At 33.0% G+C, this 26,182-nt stretch carries 14 protein-coding genes, 12 tRNA genes and 3 rRNA genes; 27 read left to right on the forward strand and 2 right to left on the reverse strand.

Annotated features, from left to right (window positions below; genetic code table 11):
- The first annotated feature begins 35 nt into the window (after positions 1-35).
- On the forward strand, positions 36-2,714 hold the full coding sequence (locus DY249_RS01390; RefSeq protein ID WP_245943478.1) for a 3'-5' exonuclease: 2,679 nt from the start codon (positions 36-38) through the stop codon (positions 2,712-2,714).
- Positions 2,715-2,752: 38 nt separating this feature from the next.
- On the opposite strand, the gene ymfI is transcribed toward DY249_RS01390, so the two are convergent.
- Positions 2,753-3,481 (reverse strand): elongation factor P 5-aminopentanone reductase, encoded by a 729-nt coding sequence (gene ymfI / locus DY249_RS01395; protein ID WP_101541004.1) that lies wholly within the window; start codon positions 3,479-3,481, stop codon positions 2,753-2,755.
- A 51-nt stretch (positions 3,482-3,532) separates the two neighbouring features.
- On the opposite strand from ymfI, the gene DY249_RS01400 reads away from it, so the two are divergent.
- Complete coding sequence (locus tag DY249_RS01400) at positions 3,533-4,369, forward strand: aldo/keto reductase (protein WP_115594929.1); 837 nt, start codon at positions 3,533-3,535, stop codon at positions 4,367-4,369.
- 51 nt (positions 4,370-4,420) lie between these two features.
- On the opposite strand, the gene DY249_RS01405 is transcribed toward DY249_RS01400, so the two are convergent.
- A complete protein-coding gene (locus tag DY249_RS01405) occupies positions 4,421-6,676 on the reverse strand; it encodes a purple acid phosphatase family protein (protein ID WP_115594930.1) in 2,256 nt (751 codons plus the stop codon).
- A 186-nt stretch (positions 6,677-6,862) separates the two neighbouring features.
- Between DY249_RS01405 and DY249_RS01410 the strand changes: the two genes are divergently transcribed.
- The 25 genes from DY249_RS01410 to cas3 all read left to right on the forward strand — a co-directional run bounded on the left by DY249_RS01410 (position 6,863) and on the right by cas3 (position 25,989).
- The gene (locus DY249_RS01410; protein ID WP_115594931.1) at positions 6,863-8,632 is read left to right on the forward strand and encodes an ABC transporter ATP-binding protein; all 1,770 of its coding nucleotides are present in this window, start codon (positions 6,863-6,865) and stop codon (positions 8,630-8,632) included.
- Positions 8,633-8,714: 82 nt separating this feature from the next.
- Positions 8,715-9,491 carry a J domain-containing protein gene (locus DY249_RS01415; protein WP_306489562.1) on the forward strand — a complete coding sequence of 259 codons (777 nt, stop codon included), beginning with the start codon at positions 8,715-8,717 and terminating at the stop codon, positions 9,489-9,491.
- A gap of 24 nt (positions 9,492-9,515) precedes the next feature.
- Positions 9,516-10,295, forward strand: a complete 780-nt coding sequence (locus DY249_RS01420) for a threonine/serine exporter family protein (RefSeq protein ID WP_115594932.1) — start codon at positions 9,516-9,518, stop codon at positions 10,293-10,295.
- Positions 10,296-10,769, forward strand: a complete 474-nt coding sequence (locus DY249_RS01425; RefSeq protein ID WP_115594933.1) for a threonine/serine exporter family protein — start codon at positions 10,296-10,298, stop codon at positions 10,767-10,769.
- On the forward strand, positions 10,766-11,251 hold the full coding sequence (msrA, locus tag DY249_RS01430) for a peptide-methionine (S)-S-oxide reductase MsrA (protein WP_115594934.1): 486 nt from the start codon (positions 10,766-10,768) through the stop codon (positions 11,249-11,251). The genes DY249_RS01425 and msrA overlap by 4 nt, the downstream gene beginning before the upstream one ends.
- Positions 11,252-11,316: 65 nt before the next feature.
- Positions 11,317-12,486: an ABC transporter substrate-binding protein gene (locus DY249_RS01435; protein ID WP_245943479.1), complete on the forward strand. Its 1,170-nt coding sequence runs from the start codon at positions 11,317-11,319 to the stop codon at positions 12,484-12,486.
- Between the two features lie 45 nt (positions 12,487-12,531).
- The gene (locus DY249_RS01440; RefSeq protein ID WP_115594935.1) at positions 12,532-14,175 is read left to right on the forward strand and encodes an ABC transporter permease; all 1,644 of its coding nucleotides are present in this window, start codon (positions 12,532-12,534) and stop codon (positions 14,173-14,175) included.
- Positions 14,159-15,088: an ABC transporter ATP-binding protein gene (locus DY249_RS01445; protein WP_115594936.1), complete on the forward strand. Its 930-nt coding sequence runs from the start codon at positions 14,159-14,161 to the stop codon at positions 15,086-15,088. Before DY249_RS01440 ends, DY249_RS01445 begins: the two co-directional genes overlap by 17 nt.
- Positions 15,085-16,302, forward strand: a complete 1,218-nt coding sequence (locus DY249_RS01450) for a glycosyltransferase family 4 protein (protein WP_115594937.1) — start codon at positions 15,085-15,087, stop codon at positions 16,300-16,302. Before DY249_RS01445 ends, DY249_RS01450 begins: the two co-directional genes overlap by 4 nt.
- 337 nt (positions 16,303-16,639) lie before the next feature.
- Positions 16,640-18,166 (forward strand): 16S ribosomal RNA (locus tag DY249_RS01455).
- A 269-nt stretch (positions 18,167-18,435) separates the two neighbouring features.
- A tRNA-Ile gene (locus DY249_RS01460) sits at positions 18,436-18,512 on the forward strand.
- A 92-nt stretch (positions 18,513-18,604) separates the two neighbouring features.
- A 23S ribosomal RNA gene (locus DY249_RS01465) occupies positions 18,605-21,773 on the forward strand.
- 35 nt (positions 21,774-21,808) lie between these two features.
- A 5S ribosomal RNA gene (rrf, locus tag DY249_RS01470) occupies positions 21,809-21,925 on the forward strand.
- The 16S, 23S and 5S rRNA genes sit together here with 12 tRNA genes alongside, the layout of an rRNA operon.
- 73 nt (positions 21,926-21,998) lie before the next feature.
- A tRNA-Asn gene (locus DY249_RS01475) sits at positions 21,999-22,073 on the forward strand.
- Between the two features lie 46 nt (positions 22,074-22,119).
- A tRNA-Met gene (locus DY249_RS01480) sits at positions 22,120-22,196 on the forward strand.
- Between the two features lie 11 nt (positions 22,197-22,207).
- Positions 22,208-22,284 (forward strand) — tRNA-Met (locus DY249_RS01485).
- Positions 22,285-22,318: 34 nt separating this feature from the next.
- Positions 22,319-22,393: transfer RNA gene (locus DY249_RS01490), tRNA-Glu, on the forward strand.
- 16 nt (positions 22,394-22,409) lie between these two features.
- Positions 22,410-22,484 (forward strand) — tRNA-Glu (locus tag DY249_RS01495).
- A 100-nt stretch (positions 22,485-22,584) separates the two neighbouring features.
- Positions 22,585-22,660, forward strand: a tRNA-Val gene (locus DY249_RS01500).
- 88 nt (positions 22,661-22,748) lie between these two features.
- Positions 22,749-22,824: transfer RNA gene (locus DY249_RS01505), tRNA-Thr, on the forward strand.
- Positions 22,825-22,884: 60 nt separating this feature from the next.
- Positions 22,885-22,961: transfer RNA gene (locus DY249_RS01510), tRNA-Asp, on the forward strand.
- 49 nt (positions 22,962-23,010) lie between these two features.
- Positions 23,011-23,085 (forward strand) — tRNA-Gly (locus DY249_RS01515).
- A gap of 56 nt (positions 23,086-23,141) precedes the next feature.
- A tRNA-Gly gene (locus DY249_RS01520) sits at positions 23,142-23,215 on the forward strand.
- A 117-nt stretch (positions 23,216-23,332) separates the two neighbouring features.
- Positions 23,333-23,409 (forward strand) — tRNA-Arg (locus DY249_RS01525).
- 129 nt (positions 23,410-23,538) lie between these two features.
- Positions 23,539-25,989 carry a CRISPR-associated helicase Cas3' gene (gene cas3, locus DY249_RS01530; RefSeq protein ID WP_115594938.1) on the forward strand — a complete coding sequence of 817 codons (2,451 nt, stop codon included), beginning with the start codon at positions 23,539-23,541 and terminating at the stop codon, positions 25,987-25,989.
- Positions 25,990-26,182 lie beyond the last annotated feature (193 nt).

Genomic DNA, 26,182 nt, shown 5'->3' on the forward strand with positions numbered 1-26,182 from the left:
TTAGTAAAAATAAAGATATTGCTAGAGAAAATAATTTGCGTGTAGAATATGAAGAGATATTAGAGGATGATTATATCCTTGTAAATAACTTAAATCAGTTAATATTTACCAACTGGGACTTATTTATAGAAAAAGTAAATAAGGCAAAATTTGCAACCATGGTAAGGGCTCGTAAAGATGAAAAAGACATCCAAGCTATTATAAAAAATAATAGAGACCTTTATAAAAAAGAATTAAAAAATATAAGCTCCCTAGTTATAAATACAAATTCTAATATTATAAGTGAATTCAGCAAAAAAGAAGTAAATGTCCTTAAAGAGATTAATTATTTGACAAAAAGATTTATTAAAAAATATCAAGCAAAAAAGGATGATAAATCTTATCTTGATTTTAATGATATAGAAGCAGAGTTTATAAAATTAATCGATAATGATGAAGCTAATCAAATATTAAAAGAAAGATTTGCTTATATATTTTTCGATGAATATCAGGACAGTAACGAAATTCAAAACTATATCATTGAAAAACTAAAAAGAGATAATAATTTATTTTTTGTAGGAGATGTAAAGCAATCTATATATGGTTTTAGGCGTGCTGAGCCTCAGCTTTTTTTAGACAAACTTGAATCATATGATAGTGATGAAAATAAAGATTCTATTAGAATAAACCTTAATGAAAACTTTAGAACAGATAAAGATATTATAAAATTTGTAAACTATATTTTTGATAGGCTAATGACCAAAGACTATTCTGTAATAGATTATAAAAATGGTGGCCATAGATTAAATGCAATTAAGGAATTTGAAAACGCAAAGCCTAAATCAGAAGTCCATGTTTTGGATGAAAAATTAAAAGAAGAAAGACATTTAGTAAGTGTAATAGAAAATTTAATAAATGAAGGATATAAATATAAGGACATTGCCATACTATTAAGAAGTGGATCAAAGTCTTATTTATATGAAAATGCCTTTAAAAAAGCAGGAATTCCTTTTTTTAACGACATTAGTAAAGTTTCTTTTGGGGCAGTAGAAGTAACATTTTTTATAAATATACTAAAATTAATTGCAAATCCAAAAGATGATATAACTCTTTTATCGGTTATTCGCAGTGATATATATAAATTTAGCGAAGATGATATAGCTACTATTAGATTAAGTAAAAAATATGCTAAATTTTATGAAGCTTTTGAAAATTATGAGCAAGATGATGAAATATTAACAAAAATAAATGACTTTAAAACTATCTACAATGATTTTACCTACCAGTTATCTTTGATGAACCTATATGAATTTGGAAATTATATATTTGAAAATTCTAAATTTTACGATTTTTTAATGGCTAGAGATAGGGCTATCGATAGGATAGAAAATGTAGAGGCTTTTATAGATTTGATGAGTGATTATGAAGCTAATAATGACAATGGCTTATATGGATTTTTAGATTATATTCAAAATTTATCTTTACACCAAACGGATAATATAAATCCGGCTCGTGAATTGTCAGAAAATGAAAATCTAGTGAGGATAATGACTATTCATAAGTCAAAAGGCTTAGAATTTCCTGTAGTTATTTTAGCAGATACTAATAAAAGATTTAACAACAAACATCTAAGAGAAAGTGTAGTTTTTGATGATGATCTGGGTATTGGTATAAATATCGCTGACTATGAAAATAAAATAAGGCTAAGTTCTTTAAAAAAAGACATAATTACTGAAAAAATGACTACAGATAATAAAAGAGAAGAGATGAGGGTATTATATGTAGCTCTAACCAGAGCTATAAATAAATTAATTATTGTTGGTAATAGAAATCTAAATACTGTTAATAAGTTAAATGGTAGAGATGATTATCTAAACATGTCAACTTATATGGATTGGATATTAGTTAGCTTATCAGATGATAAAATAAGTTTAGATTTGCTAGAAAATGACTATGAAACTGATGAATTAAGTGAAGTTGCAAGTGTATTTGTTTTTAATGAAGAAAGTAAATATGAAGTTAGTAAAGGTAACGATATTTCAGATATTTTATCAGCAAATGTTCACGATAATTTATATGATAAATTTGTAAATATTTTTACTAGACCTTATCCATATGAGGCTGATACCAGGGATTCTATAAAAAAATCAGTAACAGAAATTAGTAAAAATTTTAACCCAGAGGAAGATGGCTACGAGCTACCAAGATATAGTAAATTTGAAGCAAAATCTGACTTTAGAAAACCAAATTTTATTTCTGAAGTAAGAGAGTACAAGCCAACCGATAGGGGAACTATCATACATAAAGTTTTTCAAGGGTTAAACTATCAAAAATATGATAGTAAAAGCCTAGCTAGAGCTTTGGATAGGTTAGTTATAGAAAATAAAATAACAAGAGATGAATTAAAAGTCATAGAAGAAGAAAAAATAATAGCATATTTTAAAGATCTTTTAATAAAAAAACTCTACCAAAATGCAGCAAATATCAGAAAAGAAGAAACTTTCTTGATGAAATATGAAGACTATTATGTAAATGGACAGATAGATATCATGTTTGAATTTGAAGATGAAATAGTCTTACTAGACTTTAAAACTGATAAAATAAAAAGAGAAGGTATCTATGATGACCAGCTAAAAATATACAAATTAGCTATTGAAGAAAGTTTAAAAAAACAAGTGAGTAAATCATATATTTATTGGTACAATTTTTCTGAGTTGGAAGAAGTAAATAAATAAGAAAAATCCCCTAGAGATAAGATTCTCTAAGGGATTTTTTAATAAAAACCTCCATTTATGTGGATAATATCACCAGTAATATAACTTGCCTCATCTGATATCAGATATCTTACAAGTCCAGCAATTTCTTCTGGTTTTGCAAATCTATTTGTATCTACTTCCTTTTTTAAATCTAAAAGTTCGCTTTCTGAAAAATCATTTCTCATCATATCTGTATCTACAATTCCTGGGGCTATAGCATTTACTCTTATCCCAGATGGTGCTAGTTCTTTGGCCATTGCCTTGGTAAAAGTATTTATTGCACCTTTACTTGCAGAATACAAGGTCTCCATACTAGCTCCAATTTCTCCCCAAATGGAACTCATATTTATAATTACTCCATATTGTTTTGAAATCATGTTTGGTATGGCTCGTTTGCTATTTAGAAAAACTGAATTTAGATTGGTATTTATTACATCCTTCCATGTGCCAAAATCTATATCTTGGATAAGAGAAAAGTGAGAAATACCTGCATTATTTATCAAAATATCTACATGACCAAAGTTTTTTTCAGCTATAGAGAACATATTTTCTACTTCACTTTCATCAGAAACATTAGCTTTTATAGCTATTACATTGGGATTGGTTTCTCTAAGTTCTTCCATAAGAGCAAAGGCCTTATCTTTGCTTTTATTGTAATTAATTATTATTTTGTATTCATCATTTAGTCTTCTTGCAATAGCAGCGCCGATACCGCGAGAAGAGCCTGTAATTAAAACTGTTTTCATATTAAAATTATAACACAATAGGGTATATATGAAACAAAAGGAGTGAAGAATATGGATTATTTTACATTAAATGATGGTATTAAAGTACCTGCTATAGGATTTGGTACTTTTAAAATTAAAGAAGAAAAGGAAATGGATCTAGCTATAGAAGCAGCTTTAAAGGCTGGCTATAGATATTTTGATACAGCTAAATTTTATGAAAATGAACATCTTTTAGGAAAATATTTAAAAGCTTATGAAAAAAATAGGGAAGATTATCAAATAGCTACAAAAGTTTGGCCAAATGCTTATTCAGCTGATAAAACAAAAGAATCTATAGAAGGCTCTTTAAAAGATTTGGATGTTGATTACCTAGATGTAGGACTTTTACATTGGTATGGAGAAGACTTTAGAGAGGCTTGGAAAGTTTTAAATGATTACAAAGACCAAGGCATTATAAAAAGTATTGGTGTTTGTAATTTTTCTGTAGATCAAATGTCAGAATTACGAAAAGAAGGTACTATTCCAGTTGTCGATCAATTAGAAAGTCACTTGCACTTACAAGATAAAGATACTCATCAATTTTTAAAAGAAAATAAAATTCTCCACCAAGCATGGGGACCACTTGCTCAAGGAAAATCAAATCTACTTCATGAAGATATCTTAGAAGATATTGGTAAAAAATATGGAAAAAGCCCTGCACAAATTGCTTTAAAATGGAATATACAAAGGGGAGTTATGGTTTTAGTAAAATCTTCCCATGAAAAAAGAATAAATGAGAATATAGACATATTTGATTTCAATTTAACTAATGATGATATGCATGCTTTAGCAAGCTTAGATAAAAAAGAAAGATATTCAGCTAATCCAGAAGATAAGGAATGGCTAGAAAAAGCAGCCAATATGTAATAAAAAAACAAGCTCATATTTGCTGAGCTTGTTTTTTATTTGTATTTTTAATTATTTTCTTTTTGAAGCAAATAATCCTGCACTTGCTAGGGAGAGTGCTGCATATACACCACTTAAGCTAGCTATACCTGTTTTAGGATTGTTAGATTTTTTAGCTTCTTTTATTTCTGCTTTTTTTATTTTTTTAGCTGCTTTTGGAGCTTTTACTTCTTTAACTTTTTTTGTGGTTTTAGAAGGACTTACTTTTTGATCTATCTTATTTTCACCAAGGAATTCTACATTTGAAAGTCTTGTATTTAAAACTTCGATAGCTGCATCAACTTCTTCTTGTGATGTATAAGTAGAATTTAATACGTCTTCTGCTGATTGAATAGCTTCATTATAAGCTTCTATATTTTCTTTATTATCTACTACTTTTAGAGCCTTAGCTTGTTTAATAGAAGCTTCTAATTGGGATTTTGATGCTGATTTATCAAGCATATTTGGATTATTGATAAAGTCATCTGTTTTATGAATTGTATAAAAATCTACTATTTCGCCATATGGGTTCATAGTTTGAACATTGAATAGATTTTTTGTAAATGTTAGATTTGAGAATAATTGGCTTCTATCATCTAAGCTTCTTGCTACAAACCATTGGTCTTCACCAATTGGATTATAAAATTTAGATCCTGCAGATGTTGACATTGTTAAGAAAAGTGTTCCTCTTGGGTTTGTAACTTCTTTTTTATCAGCATCTAGTGAAATACCATCAACTACAACTTTTCCATTTTTATAAACTTTGTTGTTGTAAGTTTCTGAGAATCCATCTTTAATACCTGCATTTTCATTTGATGGATCAGTTCCATATGCATCTTTGAATGATAGAGCTTGTTCACCAGCAATCATTTGTCCTGTTCTTGTATATATATGATCGTGTCCGTTTAATACAACATCGATTCCATTTTCATTAAAGATTCTAACTAATTCGTGTCTTCTTTGGAGAATATCTTCATCTGAAGTATGTGTTGCTGTTGAGTAAGGAGCATGGTGGAATGATACTACCTTCCATGAATAGTTTTTGCCGTGTTCTTTTGTAGCTTTTGCTATTGCATCTTTTAAGAAAGCTTCATGTTCTTTTGAATCTTCAACATTTGAGTTTAGATTTAAGAATAATGTATCTCCATATGAATAGTAGTAGTCACCAGAAATATAAAAAGGTGTACCATCTTCATTTATATTTGTAATAGAACCAAGTTTTGACTCATTTGGTAAGTAGAAATGATCTGAGAAAACAGTGTTTTGTTGGCTAGTATCATTTTTATCAACATATGTTTCATGGTTTCCTACTACAGTTGAGAAAATTCTTTCTCTAAATAAATCATTATCTAAGAAATAATCATATTCGCCTTCAAGACTTGAGATTTCTACGTTATCACCCATTGATAGGTAAATATGTGGATCAAGTTCACGAGCTTTTTTTATAGTTTTTGCAAAGTCTATTTTATCTTGGTCAACTTTTGCTTGAGTGTTTTTATTAAGTCCTTTTGAATCCCAAACACTATCTCCAGAACCTATTTGTGGATCACCGAAGTAAGCTACTTTAAATTCATTATTTTTTCCTAGGGCTTTAGTTTTTAAAGTATATGTTTCGGAGACATATTTTCCTGTTTGTACGTAATATGAATAGGTATTTCCAGGAGTAATATTTGCTATAGCAGTATAAGTACTATATCCGTTTGAATCACCAGTTTTTCTAGCTCTTATTACACTATATTCTTTTCCGCCAAAAAATAGTTTAGAACTAGAATTTGCATCACCTTTAGCAAACCATGTAATAGCTACTTCATTTTCGTTTTTACCAGGATTTACAACTACATTTTTAATAGGTGTTGTAGTAGCTTTTAGGTTGTTGTCAGCATATTTTCCACCTTTTTTACCGTATTCACCATCGGTTTCTTTTAGTTTTTTAGCAACTTCTGGGTCTATGTCATTTACATTTTTATCTTCACCAAAAGTATCTCTTTCTGTTTCGGTAGCTCTATTAAATTTGTTTGTTCCATCAGATTCTCTTACATTAGCTTCATTTTTTGGAAATGTAACCTCATCATCTGTGAAGTTCATGTAGTTATTTGATGAATATGTACTAGTTTCTAAATTTGTTTCTTCTGTGCTTAAATCATCTAGACTTTCTTTACTTTCTACTATAGCTTTTTCATTTTCAACTAAGGCATTTTCTTCTGCTGCATATGTATTTTGTACAGGGAAAATTGCAGCGGTTGCACTTGCTATAGCTAGGGCTAAAACTAATTTATTATTTTTTTTCATGATATCCTCCTAAGATTTTCATGATAATTATAAAATATCTTTATTATAGATTTTAAATAATATTGTAAATTTTATGTAAAATATTTGTTATGTAGCAAAAACTTTTATTAATGATAATGATTATTAAAGTATAAAAAATAGAGTACAGTATATAAGTATTGATTAATTTTTTTAAAAGGAGGACTTATGGAGAAACAAGCTTATAGCAATAAGCATTTGATCAAGAAATTTTTACCTTATTATAAACCTTATAAAAAAATCCTTTTTGCTGACTTATTTGCAGCGGCTCTAACAACTGTTTCTGAGTTGGTGTTGCCTATTTTATTATCATATCTAACAGACTGGGCGCAATTAGGATTATTGAATACAAATAGAGTAGTAAAAGTAGGAATTATATATGTTCTAACAAAGCTAGTTGAGGTAGCTGCAAGATATTTTATGCAATCTTTAGGTCATATCATGGGTGCTAAGATTGAACGAGATATGAGAAAAGATGTTTTTGATCATCTTCTTACAATGGATACCGAATTTTTTAATGAAGCAAGAATCGGTGCATTAATGAGTAGAATTACAACTGATTTATTTGATATTACAGAATTTGCTCATCATGTTCCTGAAGAATTTTTAGTAGGTATAATAAAACTAATAGTATCGTTTGTTGTACTTGTAACAATTGATTGGAAGCTTTCTTTAATAATTTATATAATTATTCCAATAATGGTCATAGTTTCTAGTAAAAAAAGAAAAGAATTTAGACAAGCTACAATGAATGTTAAAAGACAAATTGGTGATATAAACTCAGGAGTAGAGGATACTTTGTTGGGTATATCAGTTGTAAAATCTTTTGCAAATGAAGATATAGAAAAATCAAAGTTTCAAATTAATAATGATAAATTTGTAGATATCAAAAAAGAAAGATATTTTGATATGGCTGGTTTTTTTATGATTAACCAATCATTTGCAGGAGCTATGTATGCAATTTTGATTTTTGTTGGTGGTCTTTTTGTAATAAGAGGAGAAATTAGTCCAGGAGACTTAGTTGCTTTCACAATGTATTTAAATATGCTTGTTGCAACAATTGAAAGACTAATTAATTTTACAGATATTCTTCAAGCAGGAACTACTGGTATAGAGAGATTTACAGAAGTTATGGGAATGGATAATTTAATATTTGATTATGAAAATTCAAAAGATTTAACAAATGTTAAGGGAAAAATTGAGTTTAATAATGTATATTTTAAATATCCAGAAACTAGCGAAAAAGATCCTTATGTACTTGAAAATATCAATTTTAACGTAAATGTAGGAGAAAATATTGCTCTAGTTGGACCATCCGGTGCTGGTAAAACTACTATTTCTAAACTAATACCAAGATTTTATGATATAGATAAAGGTTCTATAAAAATAGATAATAAGGACATAAGAGATTTAACTTTAGAATCACTTAGAGATAATATTGGTATAGTTCAACAAGATGTATATCTATTTAGTGGTACAGTAAAGGATAATATTCGTTATGGAAAAGAAGATGCAAGCGATAAAGATATAATGAAAGCTGCAGAACTTGCTGGAGCTACAGAATTTATTAAAGACTTGCCTTATGGAATGGACACTCATATAGGTGAACGTGGAGTAAAATTATCTGGTGGACAAAAGCAAAGAATTTCTATTGCAAGAGTATTTTTAAAAAATCCTCCAATATTGATTTTGGATGAAGCAACTAGTGCCCTGGACAATAAGAGTGAAGCGATTGTCCAACAATCCTTAGAAGTTTTATCAAAAGGAAGAACGACAATTACCATAGCTCATAGACTTTCTACAATTATAAATGCTGATGAAATTTTAGTATTAACCTATGATGGTATAGTAGAACGAGGTAGCCACCAAGAACTATTAGATAAAAAAGGTATTTACTATAACTTATATAATAGTAATAACGAAGAATTATTTGGATAAAGAATGGTTTAAATGGCCATTCTTTTTTTATTTTTAATGATTGGCAAACTTTGATATAATTCTTATTAGAATGGAGAAAATCATGAAGTTTTTAGGAAAGATACTGCACGGACTTGCAACAGGTCTGGGCACATTATTTAATGTTCTGATAAATATTATGAATGTAATAGTTGTAACTTTTGAAGGTATAAGAGAATTATTATTCATGATATTTGTTTTTGGATGTTCAACAATTATTATATTCCCAATCATACCTTTATTTCTGCCAAAAAAAGCCTTGTATTTTATTTTTGCAGTGATATTTATACCGATTTTGGGACCAAAATTCATTTCTTTTTTAAGATATATAAATTATACTTTAACCGAGTGGATGTATGATAGAGCTGACTCAATGATTACTGGACAAAAAGTTGGCTATGAAAAAATATCGGATTATTCTGATAAATACATTTATGAACAAGAACAAATAAGGCGTCGTCAGCAAGAAGAAGAAGCTAGACGCCAGCAAGAAGAGATGAATCGCCGTTTCGAAGAATTTGTAAGAAATTTTGGAAACTACGAAGAAACTAGAAACTATGGTGGATACAGTGGTGGTTATAAGAATGATAATTATTCTGGCTACCAAGGTGTAAATGACATTGGTTTTAAGGAAAAATATGAAAATGCTTGTAAGACTTTGGGTGTAGATGTAGACACAGATATTTATAAAGTAAAGCTAAATTATAGAAAACTTGCAAAAAAATATCATCCCGATATTAACAAGGATCCCAATGCTACAACAATGTTTACCAAAGTAAATGAAGCTTACGAATTTTTGACAGAGGAAAATATAAAAAAATATAAACAGAATTATCTATAAAAAAGATTTAGAAAAGGATAGCCAATGACTAATGAAAAAATCAAAACTCTGGAAGAAGCAGTGATTCTTTCAGAGATTGCTTCATCTGCTGGGGCACTTATGCTTGCCAATGGAGCAGAAATTTACAGGGTTGAAGATACAGTAGAAAGAATAATTAGATCAAAAGAAGCTATAAAAGACGTAGATGTATTTTCCTCCTACAATATGATAATGATCTCTTTTTCTTATAAAGGCGAGATACATACAAACATGCGTAGGGTTAGAAATCGTGGAAATAATTTATATTATGTAGATAGGGTAAATACTTTTTCTAGAAATTTCTCAGCAGGCCTTTATAGCTTGGATGAAGCCCTTATGGAAATAGATAAAATAAAAAAAGAAAAATCTGTACCTATTTACTTAAAAAGCTTGGGAGCTACGCTAGCTGCGGGTTCTTACTCAATACTTCTTGGTGGAAATATTATAGAAGTAATTAGCTCCTTTGCTATAGGTTATATTGCTTATAAATTTTCCTTATTTTTAGAAAGAGAAAAGATAAACTTTTTTGTAGTTCACTTTTTATATGGATTCGTCTTATCTTTTTTGGCTTTGTTGACAAATGAAATTACACCGGTAAGTATAAATATCCTTATTATTAGTGGAATGATGGCTTTTGTTCCTGGAGTTATGCTTACAAATGCAATGAGAGATTTAATGAGTGGGGATGCTCTTAGTGGTATAACTGGAACTGCAATGGCAATTTTAATTTCCATTGCTCTTGCTGTGGGAGTTGCTACCCCTATTTCAGTATGGAGGTTATTTTAAATGTCATATATAATACAATTTATTGCAGCCATCCTTTCAACTGTAGGATTTGCCTTAGTATTTTCTGTTCCACTTAAAACACTGTTGGTATCAGCTGTTAATGGAGGATTCGGCTGGATTATATTTAAATTTGTTATTGATACAACAGGAAGCAAATATATAGCGGTATTTTTATCTGCACTTTCAATTACTTTTGTATCAGAAATGCTTGCAAGAAAACTAAGATATCCAGCTTCTGTATTTATTATTCCAGGGATTATTAACCTTGTACCAGGTGAGGGTATATACAATACAATGAGTTACTTTGTAAATAAGCAGTCAGAATTAGCTATATCTAGTTTTTATAGCACAATAGTAGTAGCAGGCTCTATTTCATTCGGTGTTCTACTAGCTAGTTCCTTTTCAACATCACTTAAGGCTTTTAGAACAAGAACTGTAAATAGAACCAATTATTTAAAAAAGGGGAAAAAATGATAAAAGAAATATATCTAGCAGGTGGTTGTTTTTGGGGAGTAGAAGCATATTTTAAAGAAATAGAAGGAATAACAGACACAAAAGTTGGATATGCAAATGGAAATACCGAGCAAACTAACTATCAAGAAGTAAAAAAGACAGATCATGCAGAAACAGTAAAAGTATCATATGATAATGAAAAAATTAGCTTAGAAGAAATATTAGAATATTTTTACTATATAATAGATCCATTTAGTATAGATAGGCAAGGAAATGATATGGGTCGTCAATACAGAACTGGCATTTATTCTAATGACGAAGAGGATTTAACAAAAGTAAAAGCATTCTTAGATAAAAAGCAGGTAGTAGCAGAAAAACAAATACAAGTTGAAGTGGGAAAATTAAATAATTTTATAATAGCAGAAGACTACCACCAAGACTATTTAGAAAAAAATCCAACAGGCTATTGTCATATCAACTTAAATGATAGACCAGAATTTTAAAATAGATTTTGATTTAGAATCAATATAATATATAATAATCTTACTAATATTATTAAGGAGGAAGCGTGAAAAGCAATATTATTAGTAAGATTTCTTTGATAACTGCTATGCTTTTAGCATTTACAGCTTGTGGTTCTGAACAAAATAATACAGAACAAAAAGCTACAAATGATACAAATGTAGAAGAAACAGCTAAAGAAGAAAAAGAAGTGAAAGATGATGGCAAGAAAGAAGATGCAACAACTAGCGAAAATGAAGATGCTGATTCAAAAGAAGCTAGTGAAGATAACAACTTCGAAGGCAAAACTTTAAATGTAGTAGCAACAAGTGATTCTTATGTACCATTATTTGAAGAATTTACAAAACAAACTGGTGCAGATGTGGAATTTTTATCTATGTCTAGTGGAGAAGTTATTTCTAGAACTAAAGCAGAAGGAAAACCAATGGCTGACCTTTGGTTCGGTGGTGGATTAGATGCTTTTATGGAGGCAAAAGATGACGATCTTTTAGAACAATATAGTTCAGAAATGACAGACAAACTTCCAGCAGAATACAAAGATGAAGATGATTATTATTTCTCAAAAGGTCTTACAGTAGTAGGTTTTTTAGTAAATGATTCTATTCTTCAAGAAAAAGGTTTACAAGTACCAAAAACTTGGAAAGATTTAGCAGATCCAAAATATAAAGGTGAAATTATAATGTCTAACCCTGCAATTTCGGGAACAAATTATGCAGCACTTAAAGGATTATTAGATCTATATGGTGAAGAAGAAGGTTGGGAATTATTTGAAAAAATAAATAAAAATATCGACTTCTACTCAAAAAGGGGTAAAGATCCACAAGAAAAAACAGCACAAGGAGAATTTGGAATCGGAATTATACCAGTTGACCAAAAAGCATTTGATGCAGCAGAAGATTATGGATTAACAGTAGTATATCCAGAAGACGGTATTCCATGGGTTCCTGAAGGAGTTGCTATTTTTAAAGATAGCGAAAACGTAGATATTGCAAAAGCATTCGTGGATTTTATGTTAAGCGAAAAATCTCAAAATATGATAGCTGAAATCGATGGAAAAGATACAAATCAACTAATAGTTCCTGATATAAAAGGCCTTGATTTAGGTTTGCCAAAAGATAAGCTAATCGATGAAGACCTAACAACATTTGGTTCTGACAGAGAAAAGATTTTAAACAAATTTAAAGAAATAGCTGGAAATAAAGCTAGCGAAGAATAAGATAATACCAAGGCTTAGCCTTGGTTTATTTTATATATACATATTATGAAAAAAGTTAAAAAAATAAATTTAATTGACATTTTAATACAAGTTTTATTGGCGCTAGCAGTAGTATTTTTTGTACTAATGCCTTTTTTAAGTGTCTTTAAAGAGTCTTTTATCATAGATGGACACATAGATCTTAGCTATTATAGTAATATTTTATCTAATAAAAACTTGCTTTTTAATTCCCTCAAATTAGCTACATTGACATCGGTATTTTCTTTGATATTTTCTACTGTTTTAGCTATATATGCTTATGTTTCCAAAGAAAAAATAAAAAAGATTATCAACTTAATCTTATTAATAACCTTAGTTAGTCCTCCTTTTGTAACTAGCCTTAGCTATATTACACTTTTTGGTAGAAGAGGTTTTATTACCCATAATTTATTATCATTATCAATTAACCCTTACAATATGTGGGGTGTAGTTTTTATGCAAACTTTATCCTATATTTCCTTAAATTGTCTGATTTTACTAGGATATTTAAGTACTATGAAAAATGATGTTATAAATTCTGCAAGATCCTTAGGAGCAAATACCAATTCGATTATCATGGACATACTCGTTCCACAATTAAAAAATGGAATTTATACAGTATTTTTACTAAGCTTTTTTAAATCTATATCTGATTTTGCTACTCCTTCTATTATAGGAGGTAGATTTAATGTATTAGCTTTAGAATCATATTTTGAAGTTATAGCAAATGGTAATTTATCCAAGGCTAGCGCTATGAATGTATTGCTACTAATACCTATTCTCTTTGTATATGTACTAGTAAATTTTTTGAATAAAGATAAATCGTCGACATCAAGTTCAAATAACTTATCAGAACTTAATATCCAAAGAAAGGGATTTGTATATATCTTGTTTAAAATAATAGGGATTTTAATTTTATTATTATTACTTAGCTTATATATAGCAATTATTTTAAGTGCTTTTACTACTATGAAAAAAGGTTCCTTAGTTTTTAGCTTAGATAATTTTTTAAATGCTAAAAAATATATGAATGGTGCAATGCTTAGATCTATTGTTTATTCTTTGATTTCAGCTTTGTTTGGTACCTTTATAGGGATGCTAATTGGATACTACTTGATAATTAAAAACAGTAAATTTATGAAAATTATAGATCTCATTTCAAATATGCCCTATATAATACCTGGTACTTTTTTTGGATTAGGATATTTATTATATTTTAAAGCACCACCTATTATGATTACAGGAACTAGTATAATTGTTGTTCTAAATGTGCTTTTTAAACAATTGCCATTTTCAAGTAGAGTAGGCAATACAGCCATGAAATCTATTGATACAGATGTTATAAATTCTCTAAGAGATTTAGGAGCAAATACATTTTATGAAATCAAAGATGGTATTATTCCAAATATAAAGCCATCCTTGCGTATATCACTTATAAATAGTTTTACAACAACTATGACTACAGTTGGTTCTATAATTTTCTTAGTCTATCCAGGAAAAAAACTTTTGACTCTTGTAATGTTTGATGTAATAAATAGTGGTAAATATGGTCAAGGCTCTGTGATATCTTTGATGATTATGATTATTTGTATAATATTTAATATATTGACAAATTGGATGTTTGGCAATAAAAGTTTTAAAGAAAGGTCCAACTATGTACTTAGAAATTAATAATTTAACCAAAAATTACGGGTCAAAGCAAGTTTTGGATAATATAAATATTAACCTAGAAAAGGGAAAATTTTTGTGTCTACTAGGACCGTCCGGATCCGGGAAAAGTACTATTCTACATTCTATAGGAGGCTTTATAGATTATGATGGTCAAATATTTTTAGATGGAGAAGACATAACATATCTAGAAGCTAGCCAAAGAAAAGTTTCTACTGTTTTTCAAAGTTTAGGATTATTTTCCCATATGACTATTTTTAATAACGTAATGTATGGTTTAAAATTTAATCAAAAAGCTTTGACAACAAATGAAAAGAAAAAATTAGCTCATAAAACAATAGAAATGGTTGGACTTAAAGGATATGAAAAAAGAAAGCCTGGAGAGCTCTCAGGCGGGGAAAGGCAAAGAGTTGCTTTAGCCAGAAGTCTAGTAGTAAATCCTAAATTACTTTTGATGGATGAACCCTTTAGTGCACTTGACCAAAAACTAAGAGAAAAAATGCAAATAGATATTAGAAAAATTCACAAAGATTTTAACCTAACAACTATTTTTGTCACACACGATCAGGGTGAGGCTTTTAAAATGGCTGATGAAGTTATAGTGCTTAATGAAGGCAAGATAATTGATCAAGGATCACCACAAAGAATCTATAATAAACCTTCTAATATAGAAACTTTAGACTTTATAGGGCAAAAAAATATTTTGGGAAATAGTTTTATAAGACCTGAGAAAATAAAAATATCAGAAAATGGTGAAGAATTTATAATTAAAGATATTATTTTTATGGGTAGCACAATCGAAGTTTTTTTAGCAAATAATAATAAAAACTTAAAACTTTTGTTATTAAATGATAACTTTGATAAAAAAATTGGAGATAAAATCAAATTGGATTATGATATGGAGCAGATAAAATGAAAATACTACATGTACTAACTCAGTTACCAGCAAAAACTGGTAGCGGAGTATATTTCACAAATTTAATTGAAAGCTTAGATAATTTAGGATATGAAAATGCTGCAGTATTTGGAACAGAAAATATATATCAAAACAATATAAATGCAGATTTTTTAAAGCCAGTTTATTATAATACAGAGTCAATGCCCTTTAATATTTGTGGCATGAGTGATTTGATGCCATATGATTCTACAGTTTACAGTAAAATGAGTGAAGAAGATATTGATGCTTTGATAGATAATTTTAGAAAAGCTTTGATCGAAGTCAAAGATGAATTTAACCCTGATATAGTGATATCACACCATTTATTTTTGATTACAGATTTAGTAAGAGAAGTTTTTAATGATAAACAAGTAGTGGGCATATCTCACGGAACAGATATTAGACAAATAAAAAAACATCACAAATTTTTACCAAGATTGACTCATATAAAAAATTTAGATTATGTACTAACCGTTACAGATAAAGAAGATGATTCAATTATAAATCTACTAGATATCAATAGAAATAAAATTTATAATGTGGGTGGAGGATACAATCAAGAAGTATTTTATCCTTTAGAAGAAGATACAGATAAAAACACTATAGACATTGTATATGCAGGTAAGATAAGCCAATCCAAAGGTGTTTTTGAGCTAGTAAAAACATTACCTATACTAGAAAAGAAATATCCACAAATAAGACTTCATATAGTAGGAAACGCTGATTTAAAATCTTGCCGCAAAATGAAAGAACTAGTTAATCATTCACCAAGACTTATTATTTGCCACGCCCTAGATCAAGAAAAATTAGCAAATCTATTAAGACAAGCAGATATATTTGTCTTGCCATCATATTTTGAAGCTCTAGGCCTTATAGCAATAGAAGCCCTAGCCTGTCATAAATTAGTTGTAGCTAGTTATATAGAAGGATTGGAAAAATTACTAGGAGAGGAAATAAAAAATAAAGAACTTATAAAGTTTACAGAACTTCCAAGAATATATGATGTAGACAAGCCAGTAAAAGAAGACATACCTGGATATGTAAGTAGATTAAGTAATAATATAGAAAAACAAATTAATAGGCTAGATGAAAATCTTTTTACAGAAGAAGTAAACGGTGAAATTCAAACTCTAGCCTGGGCTAATATTGGACAAAAAATAATAAATGTAATAAAAAATAAAAAAAAGTATTGACAAGATAAAAATACCATGGTATTATATATCTTGTCGTTAAGAAACGACGAAAGAACTTGATGAAATATCCAGGAAATGGGTACTCATCCATCAAATGCATATTTGATGACACAATAAAATAGTAATTAAACTTAAAGCAATTAATTTGAGTAACCAAAACCAACTTTTATTAATATAATGAAAGTTAAAATGATTCCAATCTATTTATATATAGATAGGATACTTTAAATCACGCATTGATTATAAAGATCAATGTAAATGAAAAGAGCTTGAATCAAAAAGCTTTTATGAACAAAAGATAAACTACATTAGTAAAAAAATAATGTAGAAAAATATTTTTCATGAGAGTTTGATCCTGGCTCAGGATTAACGCTGGCGGCGTGCATAACACATGCAAGTCGAACGATGAAACTTAAATGATTTCTTCGGAATGAACTTAAGTGGATTAGTGGCGGACGGGTGAGTAACGCGTGAGTAACCTGCCTTACACAAGGGGATAGCCGTTGGAAACGACGAATAATACCCTATGAAACTATCACTTCGCATGAAGCGATAGTCAAAGTGTTAGCGGTGTAAGATGGACTTGCGTCTGATTAGCTAGTTGGTGAGAAAAAAGCCCACCAAGGCAACGATCAGTAGCCGGCTTGAGAGAGTGTACGGCCACATTGGGACTGAGACACGGCCCAGACTCCTACGGGAGGCAGCAGTGGGGAATTTTGCACAATGGGGGAAACCCTGATGCAGCGACGCCGCGTGATTTAGAAGGCCTTCGGGTTGTAAAAATCTTTTGTATAGGAAGAAAATGACAGTACTATACGAATAAGGTCCGGCTAATTACGTGCCAGCAGCCGCGGTAATACGTAAGGACCGAGCGTTGTCCGGAATCATTGGGCGTAAAGGGTACGTAGGCGGGTCATTAAGTTAGAAGTCAAAGGCTATAGCTCAACTATAGTAAGCTTCTAAAACTGGAGACCTTGAGTAATGGAAGGGAAAGTGGAATTCCTAGTGTAGCGGTGGAATGCGCAGATATTAGGAGGAATACCGGTGGCGAAGGCGACTTTCTGGCCATTAACTGACGCTGAGGTACGAAAGCGTGGGTAGCAAACAGGATTAGATACCCTGGTAGTCCACGCCGTAAACGATGAGTGTTAGGTGTCTGGAGTAAATCTGGGTGCCGCAGCTAACGCATTAAACACTCCGCCTGGGGAGTACGCACGCAAGTGTGAAACTCAAAGGAATTGACGGGGACCCGCACAAGCAGCGGAGCATGTGGTTTAATTCGAAGCAACGCGAAGAACCTTACCAAGTCTTGACATATTTTGGAAGCACTTAGAGATAAGTGCCTATATCTTCGGATAACTGAAATACAGGTGGTGCATGGTTGTCGTCAGCTCGTGTCGTGAGATGTTGGGTTAAGTCCCATAACGAGCGCAACCCCTATGGCTAGTTACCATCATTAAGTTGGGGACTCTAGCAATACTGCCGGTGACAAACCGGAGGAAGGTGGGGATGACGTCAAATCATCATGCCCTTTATGACTTGGGCTACACACGTGCTACAATGGCAGGTACAGAGGGCAGCAAGACAGCGATGTTAAGCAAAACTCAAAAAGCCTGTCCCAGTTCGGATTGCACTCTGCAACTCGAGTGCATGAAGTTGGAGTTGCTAGTAATCGTGGATCAGAATGCCACGGTGAATGCGTTCCCGGGTCTTGTACACACCGCCCGTCACACCATGGAAGTTGGCAATACCCGAAGCCTGTGAGCGAACCTTTTGGGAGCAGCAGTCGAAGGTAGGGTCAGTAACTGGGGTGAAGTCGTAACAAGGTAGCCGTATCGGAAGGTGCGGCTGGATCACCTCCTTTCTAAGGAAGCCCGGCCTGGTGGGTGGAAAATACGAAAGTATTTTTCATCATTTTTGAAAGTTTCGAAGAAACAACAAAAATGACGCTATAAGAAAACTTAAAGAATTTAAGAACTAAATAGCAGAAAAAAAGATCCTAGACACAAGTTTGCTAAACAAACAGAGACTAGGACGCCTCAACAACGAGGAAAGAAAACCCACTAGCTAGGCAGAGAATGATACGTTATTCTCTATCTATTTAGAAACAATTTGTTACTTAAATAATTGCTTGGACCTGTAGCTCAGGTGGTTAGAGCGCACGCCTGATAAGCGTGAGGTCGGTAGTTCGAGTCTACTCAGGTCCACCATCAAATTACTATTTGAAAAAAATAAAACAAAGTGTAAAATAATAGCTACACAACTAATGAACCATAACAATTAAATAGCAAACAATATTTCCAGTCAAGAAGAAAAGGGCACAAGGTGGATGCCTTGGCACATGAAGACTAAGAAGGACGTAAGTGAACGAAAACTAGGGCAAGCTCACAAAAAGCAATGACCCCTAGGTCTCCGAATGGGGAAACCCGGCTGTGGAAGACACAGTCATCATAAAGTAAATACATAGCTTTATGAAGTAAGACCCTGCGAACTGAAACATCTAAGTAGCAGGAGGAAAAGAAAGAAAACTCGATTTTCCAAGTAGCGGCGAGCGAACAGAAAACAGCCCAACCCAGTAAGAAATATATTTTTTAGTTAAATCATTTGGGAAGATGAACCAAAGAAAGTGACAGTCTTGTAAACAAAAGAAAATATATTGTGGGGGCAAGTAGCAGTGAACACGAGAAATTTGCTGTGAAGATAGGGGGACCATCCCCTAAGGCTAAATACTAACATGTGACCGATAGCGAACAAGTACCGTGAGGGAAAGGTGAAAAGAACCCCGAAAGGGGAGTGAAAAAGAACCTGAAACCTTGAGCCTACAAGCAGACAGAGGGCAAGAGCCTGATGTCGTACCTTTTGTAGAATGGGCCAGCGAGTTATCATATATAGCAAGGTTAAATCTTTAAGAGATGAAGCCTTAGCGAAAGCGAGTCTTAATAGGGCGAAAGTTAGATATGATAGACCCGAAACCGGGTGATCTATCCATGGTCAGAGTGAAGGTGAAGTAAAATTCACTGGAGGCTCGAACCGGGTGCGGTTTAAAACGCATCGGATGAACTGTGGATAGGGGCGAAAAACCAAACGAACCCGGAGATAGCTGGTTCTCCTCGAAATAGCTTTAGGGCTAGCCTATGACCAAAGATTTAAGGAGGTAGAGCACTGACTGGCCTAGGGCGGCTAACCGTACCAAAGCCTATCAAACTCCGAATGCCAAAAAATCAAGTCATGGAGTCAGACTTAGAGGGATAAGCTCCTAAGTCGAAAGGGAAACAGCCCAGACCGACAGCTAAGGTCCCAAAATCTGAATTAAGTGGAAAAGGATGTGAACCTACTAAGACAACCAGGACGTTGGCTTAGAAGCAGCCATACATTTAAAGAATGCGTAATAGCTCACTGGTCAAGTGGGTTTGCGCCGAAAATAAACGGGGCTAAAATTCAGTACCGAAGCTTCGGATTGATAGAGAATTTAAAATTGCTCAATCAACTCTAGAACAAACATAAAGAGAAGAAAAGGTAAAACTTAGACGGAAATATTACAATACAATCAAGATAAAACGAGTTATTCAAAATTTACGCAAATATCAAACACTAAGATAAAGGTAAGTTGTAAATAACTACGATTATCACCGAAAACAATCGCATATATTAATATATGTAACTGGTTTAAAATATAGTCGGCACTTTGACAAATCTAAGATTTGAAACAGTGCGACATTTGACCTACTAACAAATCAAAGATTTGAGTTAGGTCAAGAAAACGTCAAAGTATTTACCAGCAATTTTAAATACTCTATCAGTGGTAGAGGAGCATTGTATTAGGGAAGAAGCCCAAGCGAAAGCAGGCGTGGACTTAATACAAGAGAGAATGCTGGCATGAGTAGCGAGAAGGAGTGTGAGAATCACTCCCGTCGAAACCCTAAGGACTCCTGAGCAAGGCTCGTCCCCTCAGGGAAAGTCGGGACCTAAGGCGAGGCCAAAAGGCGTAGCCGATGGATAACAGGTCTATATTCCTGTACCGCTTAAAGTCGCTATAGAGAAGTGATGACGCAAGAGGATAAGCTAAGCTGCCCGATGGAAGGCAGTCTAAGCACAAAGGCCGATTAGTAGGCAAATCCGCTAATCATAAAGCTGATGTGTGATAGGTATCGAAAACATGAGTAGAGAAGTAGCCGATTTCAAATTGCCAAGAAAAGTCACTATCAATGACCAAAGCGCCCGTACCAAAACCGACACAGGTAGGGAGGTAGAGAATACCAAGACGCGCGGAAGAACCTTTGTTAAGGAACTCGGCAAAATGTCCCCGTAACTTCGGGAGAAGGGGAGCCAGAGCGATCTGGCCACAGAAACCAGGCCCAAGCGACTGTTTACCAAAAACACAAGTTTCTGCAAAATCGTAAGATGAAGTATAGGAGCTGACACCTGCCCGGTGCTGGAAGGTTAAGGGGAAGGCTTAGCAAACGCGAAGGCTAGAACTTAAGCCCCAGTAAACGGCGGCCGTAACTATAACGGTCCTAAGGTAGCGAAATTCCTTGTCGGGTAAGTTCCGACCCGCACGAAAGGTGTAACGATTTGGGCACTGTCTCAACAAAGGATCCGGTGAAATTGTAGTAGTCGTGAAGATGCGACTTACCCACGCTAGGACGGAAAGACCCCGTGGAGCTTTACTGTAGGCTGATATTGGATTTTGAGATTAGATGTACAGGATAGTTGGGAGGCATTGATCCGTGCACGCCAGTGTGCGAGGAGCCAAGCTTGGGATACCAACCCTCTAATATCAAAATTCTAACATTGACCCTTAATCAGGGCAAAGGACATTGTCAGTTGGGCAGTTTGACTGGGGCGGTCGCCTCCCAAAAAGTAACGGAGGCGTTCAAAGGTTCGCTCAGAATGGACGGAAACCATTCGCAGAGTACAAAGGCATAAGCGAGCTTAACTGCGAGAGAAACAGCTCAAGCAGAGTAGAAATACGGACTTAGTGATCCGGTGGCACCGCATGGAAGGGCCATCGCTCAACGGATAAAAGCTACCCCGGGGATAACAGGCTTATCTCCCCCAAGAGTCCACATCGACGGGGAGGTTTGGCACCTCGATGTCGGCTCGTCTCATCCTGGGGCTGAAGTAGGTCCCAAGGGTTGGGCTGTTCGCCCATTAAAGAGGCACGCGAGCTGGGTTCAGAACGTCGTGAGACAGTTCGGTCCCTATCCAGCGTGGGCGTAAGAAATTTGCGAGGACCTGTCCTTAGTACGAGAGGACCGGGATGGACATACCACTGGTGTACCAGTTGTTCCGCCAGGAGCATAGCTGGGTAGCTAAGTATGGAATTGATAAGTACTGAAAGCATCTAAGTACGAAACAACCCTCAAGATAAGATTTCTAAAAGTACGTAAAGAAAATACGTTAGATAGGTCCAAGGTGTAAGTGCAGTAATGCATTAAGCTAATGGATACTAAACTTTAAATCTTGACTGGAAATATTGTCTGCTATTTATAGGTTCAAAATAGAATATGGTGATAATGGCATGAGTGATACACCTGTTCCCATACCGAACACAGAAGTTAAGCCTCATTACGCTGATGGTACTCGGAGGGTGACCTCCCGGTAGAGTAAGAAATCGCCAAACATCTAATAACTGCTAGCCACATTGGCTAGCAAGCTATTAAATGTATTTTAAGTAAGTTAAGAAGTATTAATATGCTTAGGTAGCTCAATGGTGGAGCACCCGGCTGTTAACCGGTAGGTTGTGGGTTCGAGTCCCACCCTGAGCGCCAAATATAATGTATTATAAATATTTAATAGTGAGCAAGTTTTTACTGACGCGGGATGGAGCAGTTTGGTAGCTCGTCGGGCTCATAACCCGAAGGTCGTAGGTTCAAATCCTGCTCCCGCAACCAATTTATTTTATGGCGAAGTAGCTCAGCTGGCTAGAGCATTCGGTTCATACCCGAAGTGTCGGCGGTTCAAGTCCGTCCTTCGCTACCATTTTTATATTAGATATGGTTGACCTATTAAATTTGGCCCCATGGTCAAGCGGTTAAGACATCGCCCTCTCACGGCGGGTTCTCGGGTTCGAATCCCGATGGGGTCACCAAAAACTATACCTATAAGGCCCTATGGTCAAGCGGTTAAGACACCACCCTTTCACGGTGGTATCCCGGGTTCGAATCCCGGTAGGGTCACCACAAAGCAAGCCCCTCCGGCTCATGGAGGAGTAGTGCAACAACTAAATACCGCAGGACGAAGTCCGAGGACTACAAAAAGTTCTGTGAGTATTGTCTATATGGAAGTATAGCTCAGTTGGGAGAGCATCTGCCTTACAAGCAGGGGGTCACAGGTTCGAGCCCTGTTACTTCCACCATATATAGTTTTAATGATCTTTTGATTTTGAAAACATATTAATAACTAGGGTAAATTGTTGCCCTAGCCCAACCCTTAACTTTAGCTAGGCTGATGTAGCTCAATTGGCAGAGCAATTGATTTGTAATCAATAGGTTGTAGGTTCAAGTCCTATCATCAGCTCCAAAGCAGATATTATCACTATAAAAAATAGTAAATTTAAATACCGGAAATAATAAAATATATGGCTTGGTAGTTCAGCTGGTTAGAATGCCGCCCTGTCACGGCGGAGGTCGTGGGTTCGAATCCCATCCAAGTCGCCATTAAATTTATTAATTTTATATAAATCAAATATTTTAATTAATTGTTTATGCGGATGTGGCTCAGTGGTAGAGCATCGCCTTGCCAAGGCGAGGGTCGCGAGTTCGAATCTCGTCATCCGCTCCATAAATTCACCAGATATCCCGAACAGTAGATGTTTGGTCATGGTGATTTTTTATTATGCGGGTGTAGCTCAGTGGTAGAGCCCCAGCCTTCCAAGCTGGTTGCGAGGGTTCGATTCCCTTCACCCGCTCCAAGTCACTTGTAGTGTTTCAGATGTATAACATCTGAAATCTTCGAGATGAGCATAGCAAATCCGAAGAACTAAGCAAAAGAAGCTTAAGCTTCTAGAGTGTATAAAAACCAAATATTTGCGTCATTAGCTCAGCTGGATAGAGCGTCTGGCTACGGACCAGAAGGCCTGGGGTTCGAATCCTCAATGACGCGCCATAACTAAAACACCTTTATAAGGGTGCTTTTTTTATGCTTATTTTTAAAATGTATATAAATTAATATATTAATTTTATATAATGTATTAAAATAGTATTTAGATATAAAATTATCATTAATGGAGGAACTATGATTATAGCTCATAAAGATGAGAACGGTAGAGAACAATCACTATTTAAACATTTAATAAATGTAGGTAATGCAAGCTTTAACCTAGGTAAACAATTAGATATTGAGTATATGTCTTTATTAGTTGGCCTTTTACATGATCTTGGTAAGGCAGATCCCTTGTTTCAAGATAAAATAAAAAATAATAAAAATACTAGTGTAAACCACTCTTCAGCTGGTGCAAAATATTTATATCAAATTTATTGCGATATAGGAGATGAAGATGAAAAGTTTAAAAGTCCTATGTGCCAGTCTTATACAGAAATTTTAATGTATGCCATAGAGGCCCACCATAGAGTTTTTGATATTGGTACCTATAATAAACAAGTTATCAATAGTATATATAAAAGACTTGAATATGATAGTCTAAATAGAAAATACAGCTATAACTTAGTAAGGAATTATGCAAATAGTATTATAGACGAATATTGTAATAAAAAGTATAAGCTTTCTATTGAGGAAACCTTTACAAAAGGATTTGAAGAATATAAGAATATTATAGAAAAGCTAGAATTAGGAAAATCAGATAATCCAGATATAGACTTTAATTATTATAACCACTGTATAATTAGACTTATCCTATCTATACTAAAAAATGAAGATATTTATGACACGATAAATGCTTATGAAAAGATTATTGATAAAAAAACATATGATGAAAACCAAGCTGTTATAGAATATTTTTATCAGCAAATAGAAGCTGAGTATGGATCTTATCCTCCGCCAACCAGCGATATAAATAAGGTAAGAGCAAGCATAGTAGATGTTATTCGCTCAAGATACGATACAGATAGCAATGGAATTTATAAACTAGATTTACCTACAGGGGCGGGTAAAACCAAACTATCATTATTATATTCTCTCCATCAAATGAAAAATAATCATAAAAATAAGATGATTTATATAGCGCCTTTTTTATCAATTCTTGAGCAAAATGCATATGAATATAGAAAAACTTTAGCAAATGATAAGTATATATTAGAGCACCACTCAAATGTAGTTGATAATACTCCTTTTGATAATGAAGATAATGATGATGATAATATAGCTGCTATGAAAGAATATATAATAGAATCTTGGGACCAGCTAGTAATTTTATCTACTATGGTGCAGTTTTCCAACACCCTATTTAAGTCAAGATCATCAAATCTTAGAAGATTTTATAATTTAAGCAATAGTGTAATCATCTTAGATGAGGTCCAATCTTTACCAGATGAGATGACCCATATCTTTAACCTAATGCTCAATTTTATAAGTAAGGTGATGAATTCTGTAATTATCTTATGCTCAGCTACTCAACCTAGCTTAGACCATGATTCTATTAGTCATAAAATTATATATGGTGGCTCTAATAATGAAGATTATAACCTGATACAACTAGATGATAGGCAAAAACAAATTTTTGACCGAGTAGATGTAAGTTTACTAAATGAAGGCAAAGAATCCAGGCTAACTGACATATATAACTCTGTGTTAGGTGACAAACAAAAATCTACCCTTATAATTTTAAATACTAAAAAATCTGTAATGAACTTGTATGAAATGTTTGAAGAAGCTATGGATGATACAAGTAATTTATACTATCTAACTACCAATATGTGTCCAAAACACAGGCTTGATATCATAAATGAGATAAAAAATAAGCTAAATAGTGACATAGATGTTATAGTTATCAGCACTTCCTTGATAGAAGCAGGAGTAAACTTAGATTTTAGGAGATTGTATAGGTCATATGCGGGCTTTGACTCCATTATCCAAGCCGTGGGCAGGTGTAATAGAGAAGGAAAATATGATAAAGGAGAAGCCTACCTAGTAAATCTAGATAAGGACGATGAAAAGCTAGGTAATTTAAAATCTATTGAAAATAAGAAGAATATAACCAAGAAAGTATTAGACAACTATGATGGAAACTTTGATATAGAAGATTTAAATAAAAGATATTATGCTAAACTATTTTCTAACCTAGATGATTTAGATAAAAAGGTGGCAGATAATAAAACTTTACTAGACTTACTTTCTTTTAATAAAGAAATCAGACAAAGTGGGGATATGGAAGGAATAAATGCCCAAGCTCTAAAAGAAGCATCTGATCAGTTTAACCTAATAGAGGATAGTAGTGAGTCAGTAATTGTTTATTATGGTGAAAGTTTTGCTTTGATAGAAGAACTCATAGCAGCGATAGAAGAATTTAGGGGTTATGATGGTAACAAAGAAAAGATTAATGAAATTAAAATTTTATTAAATAAACTCCAACCCTACACTATAAGTATATATAATTTAAATGATTTTGAAGATAAGTTAGTAAAGATAGATGGACTAGATGCATTTGGAATAAAAATATTAAATGAATCAAACTATGATGAAAAAGTTGGATTGACTGAGGAGTCTAAGTTAGAAAGTTTTTTGATTTGATATACCAAATAGAAAAGAAATATTTCTTTTCTATTTTAAGGTATACATTATTAGTACATTTTTTCAATCCGCTAGTAAAATTACTAGATATTTGTATTATACTTTTTTTTTAACCTCTATTCATTTGACACTTATAAGAAGTTGATGTAATATTAAATATATGAGATGAATTAACATTATTAGAACATTGAAT

The sequence above is a fragment of the Anaerococcus octavius genome, assembly GCF_900445265.1.
Classification (GTDB): Bacteria; Bacillota; Clostridia; order Tissierellales; family Peptoniphilaceae; genus Anaerococcus; species Anaerococcus octavius.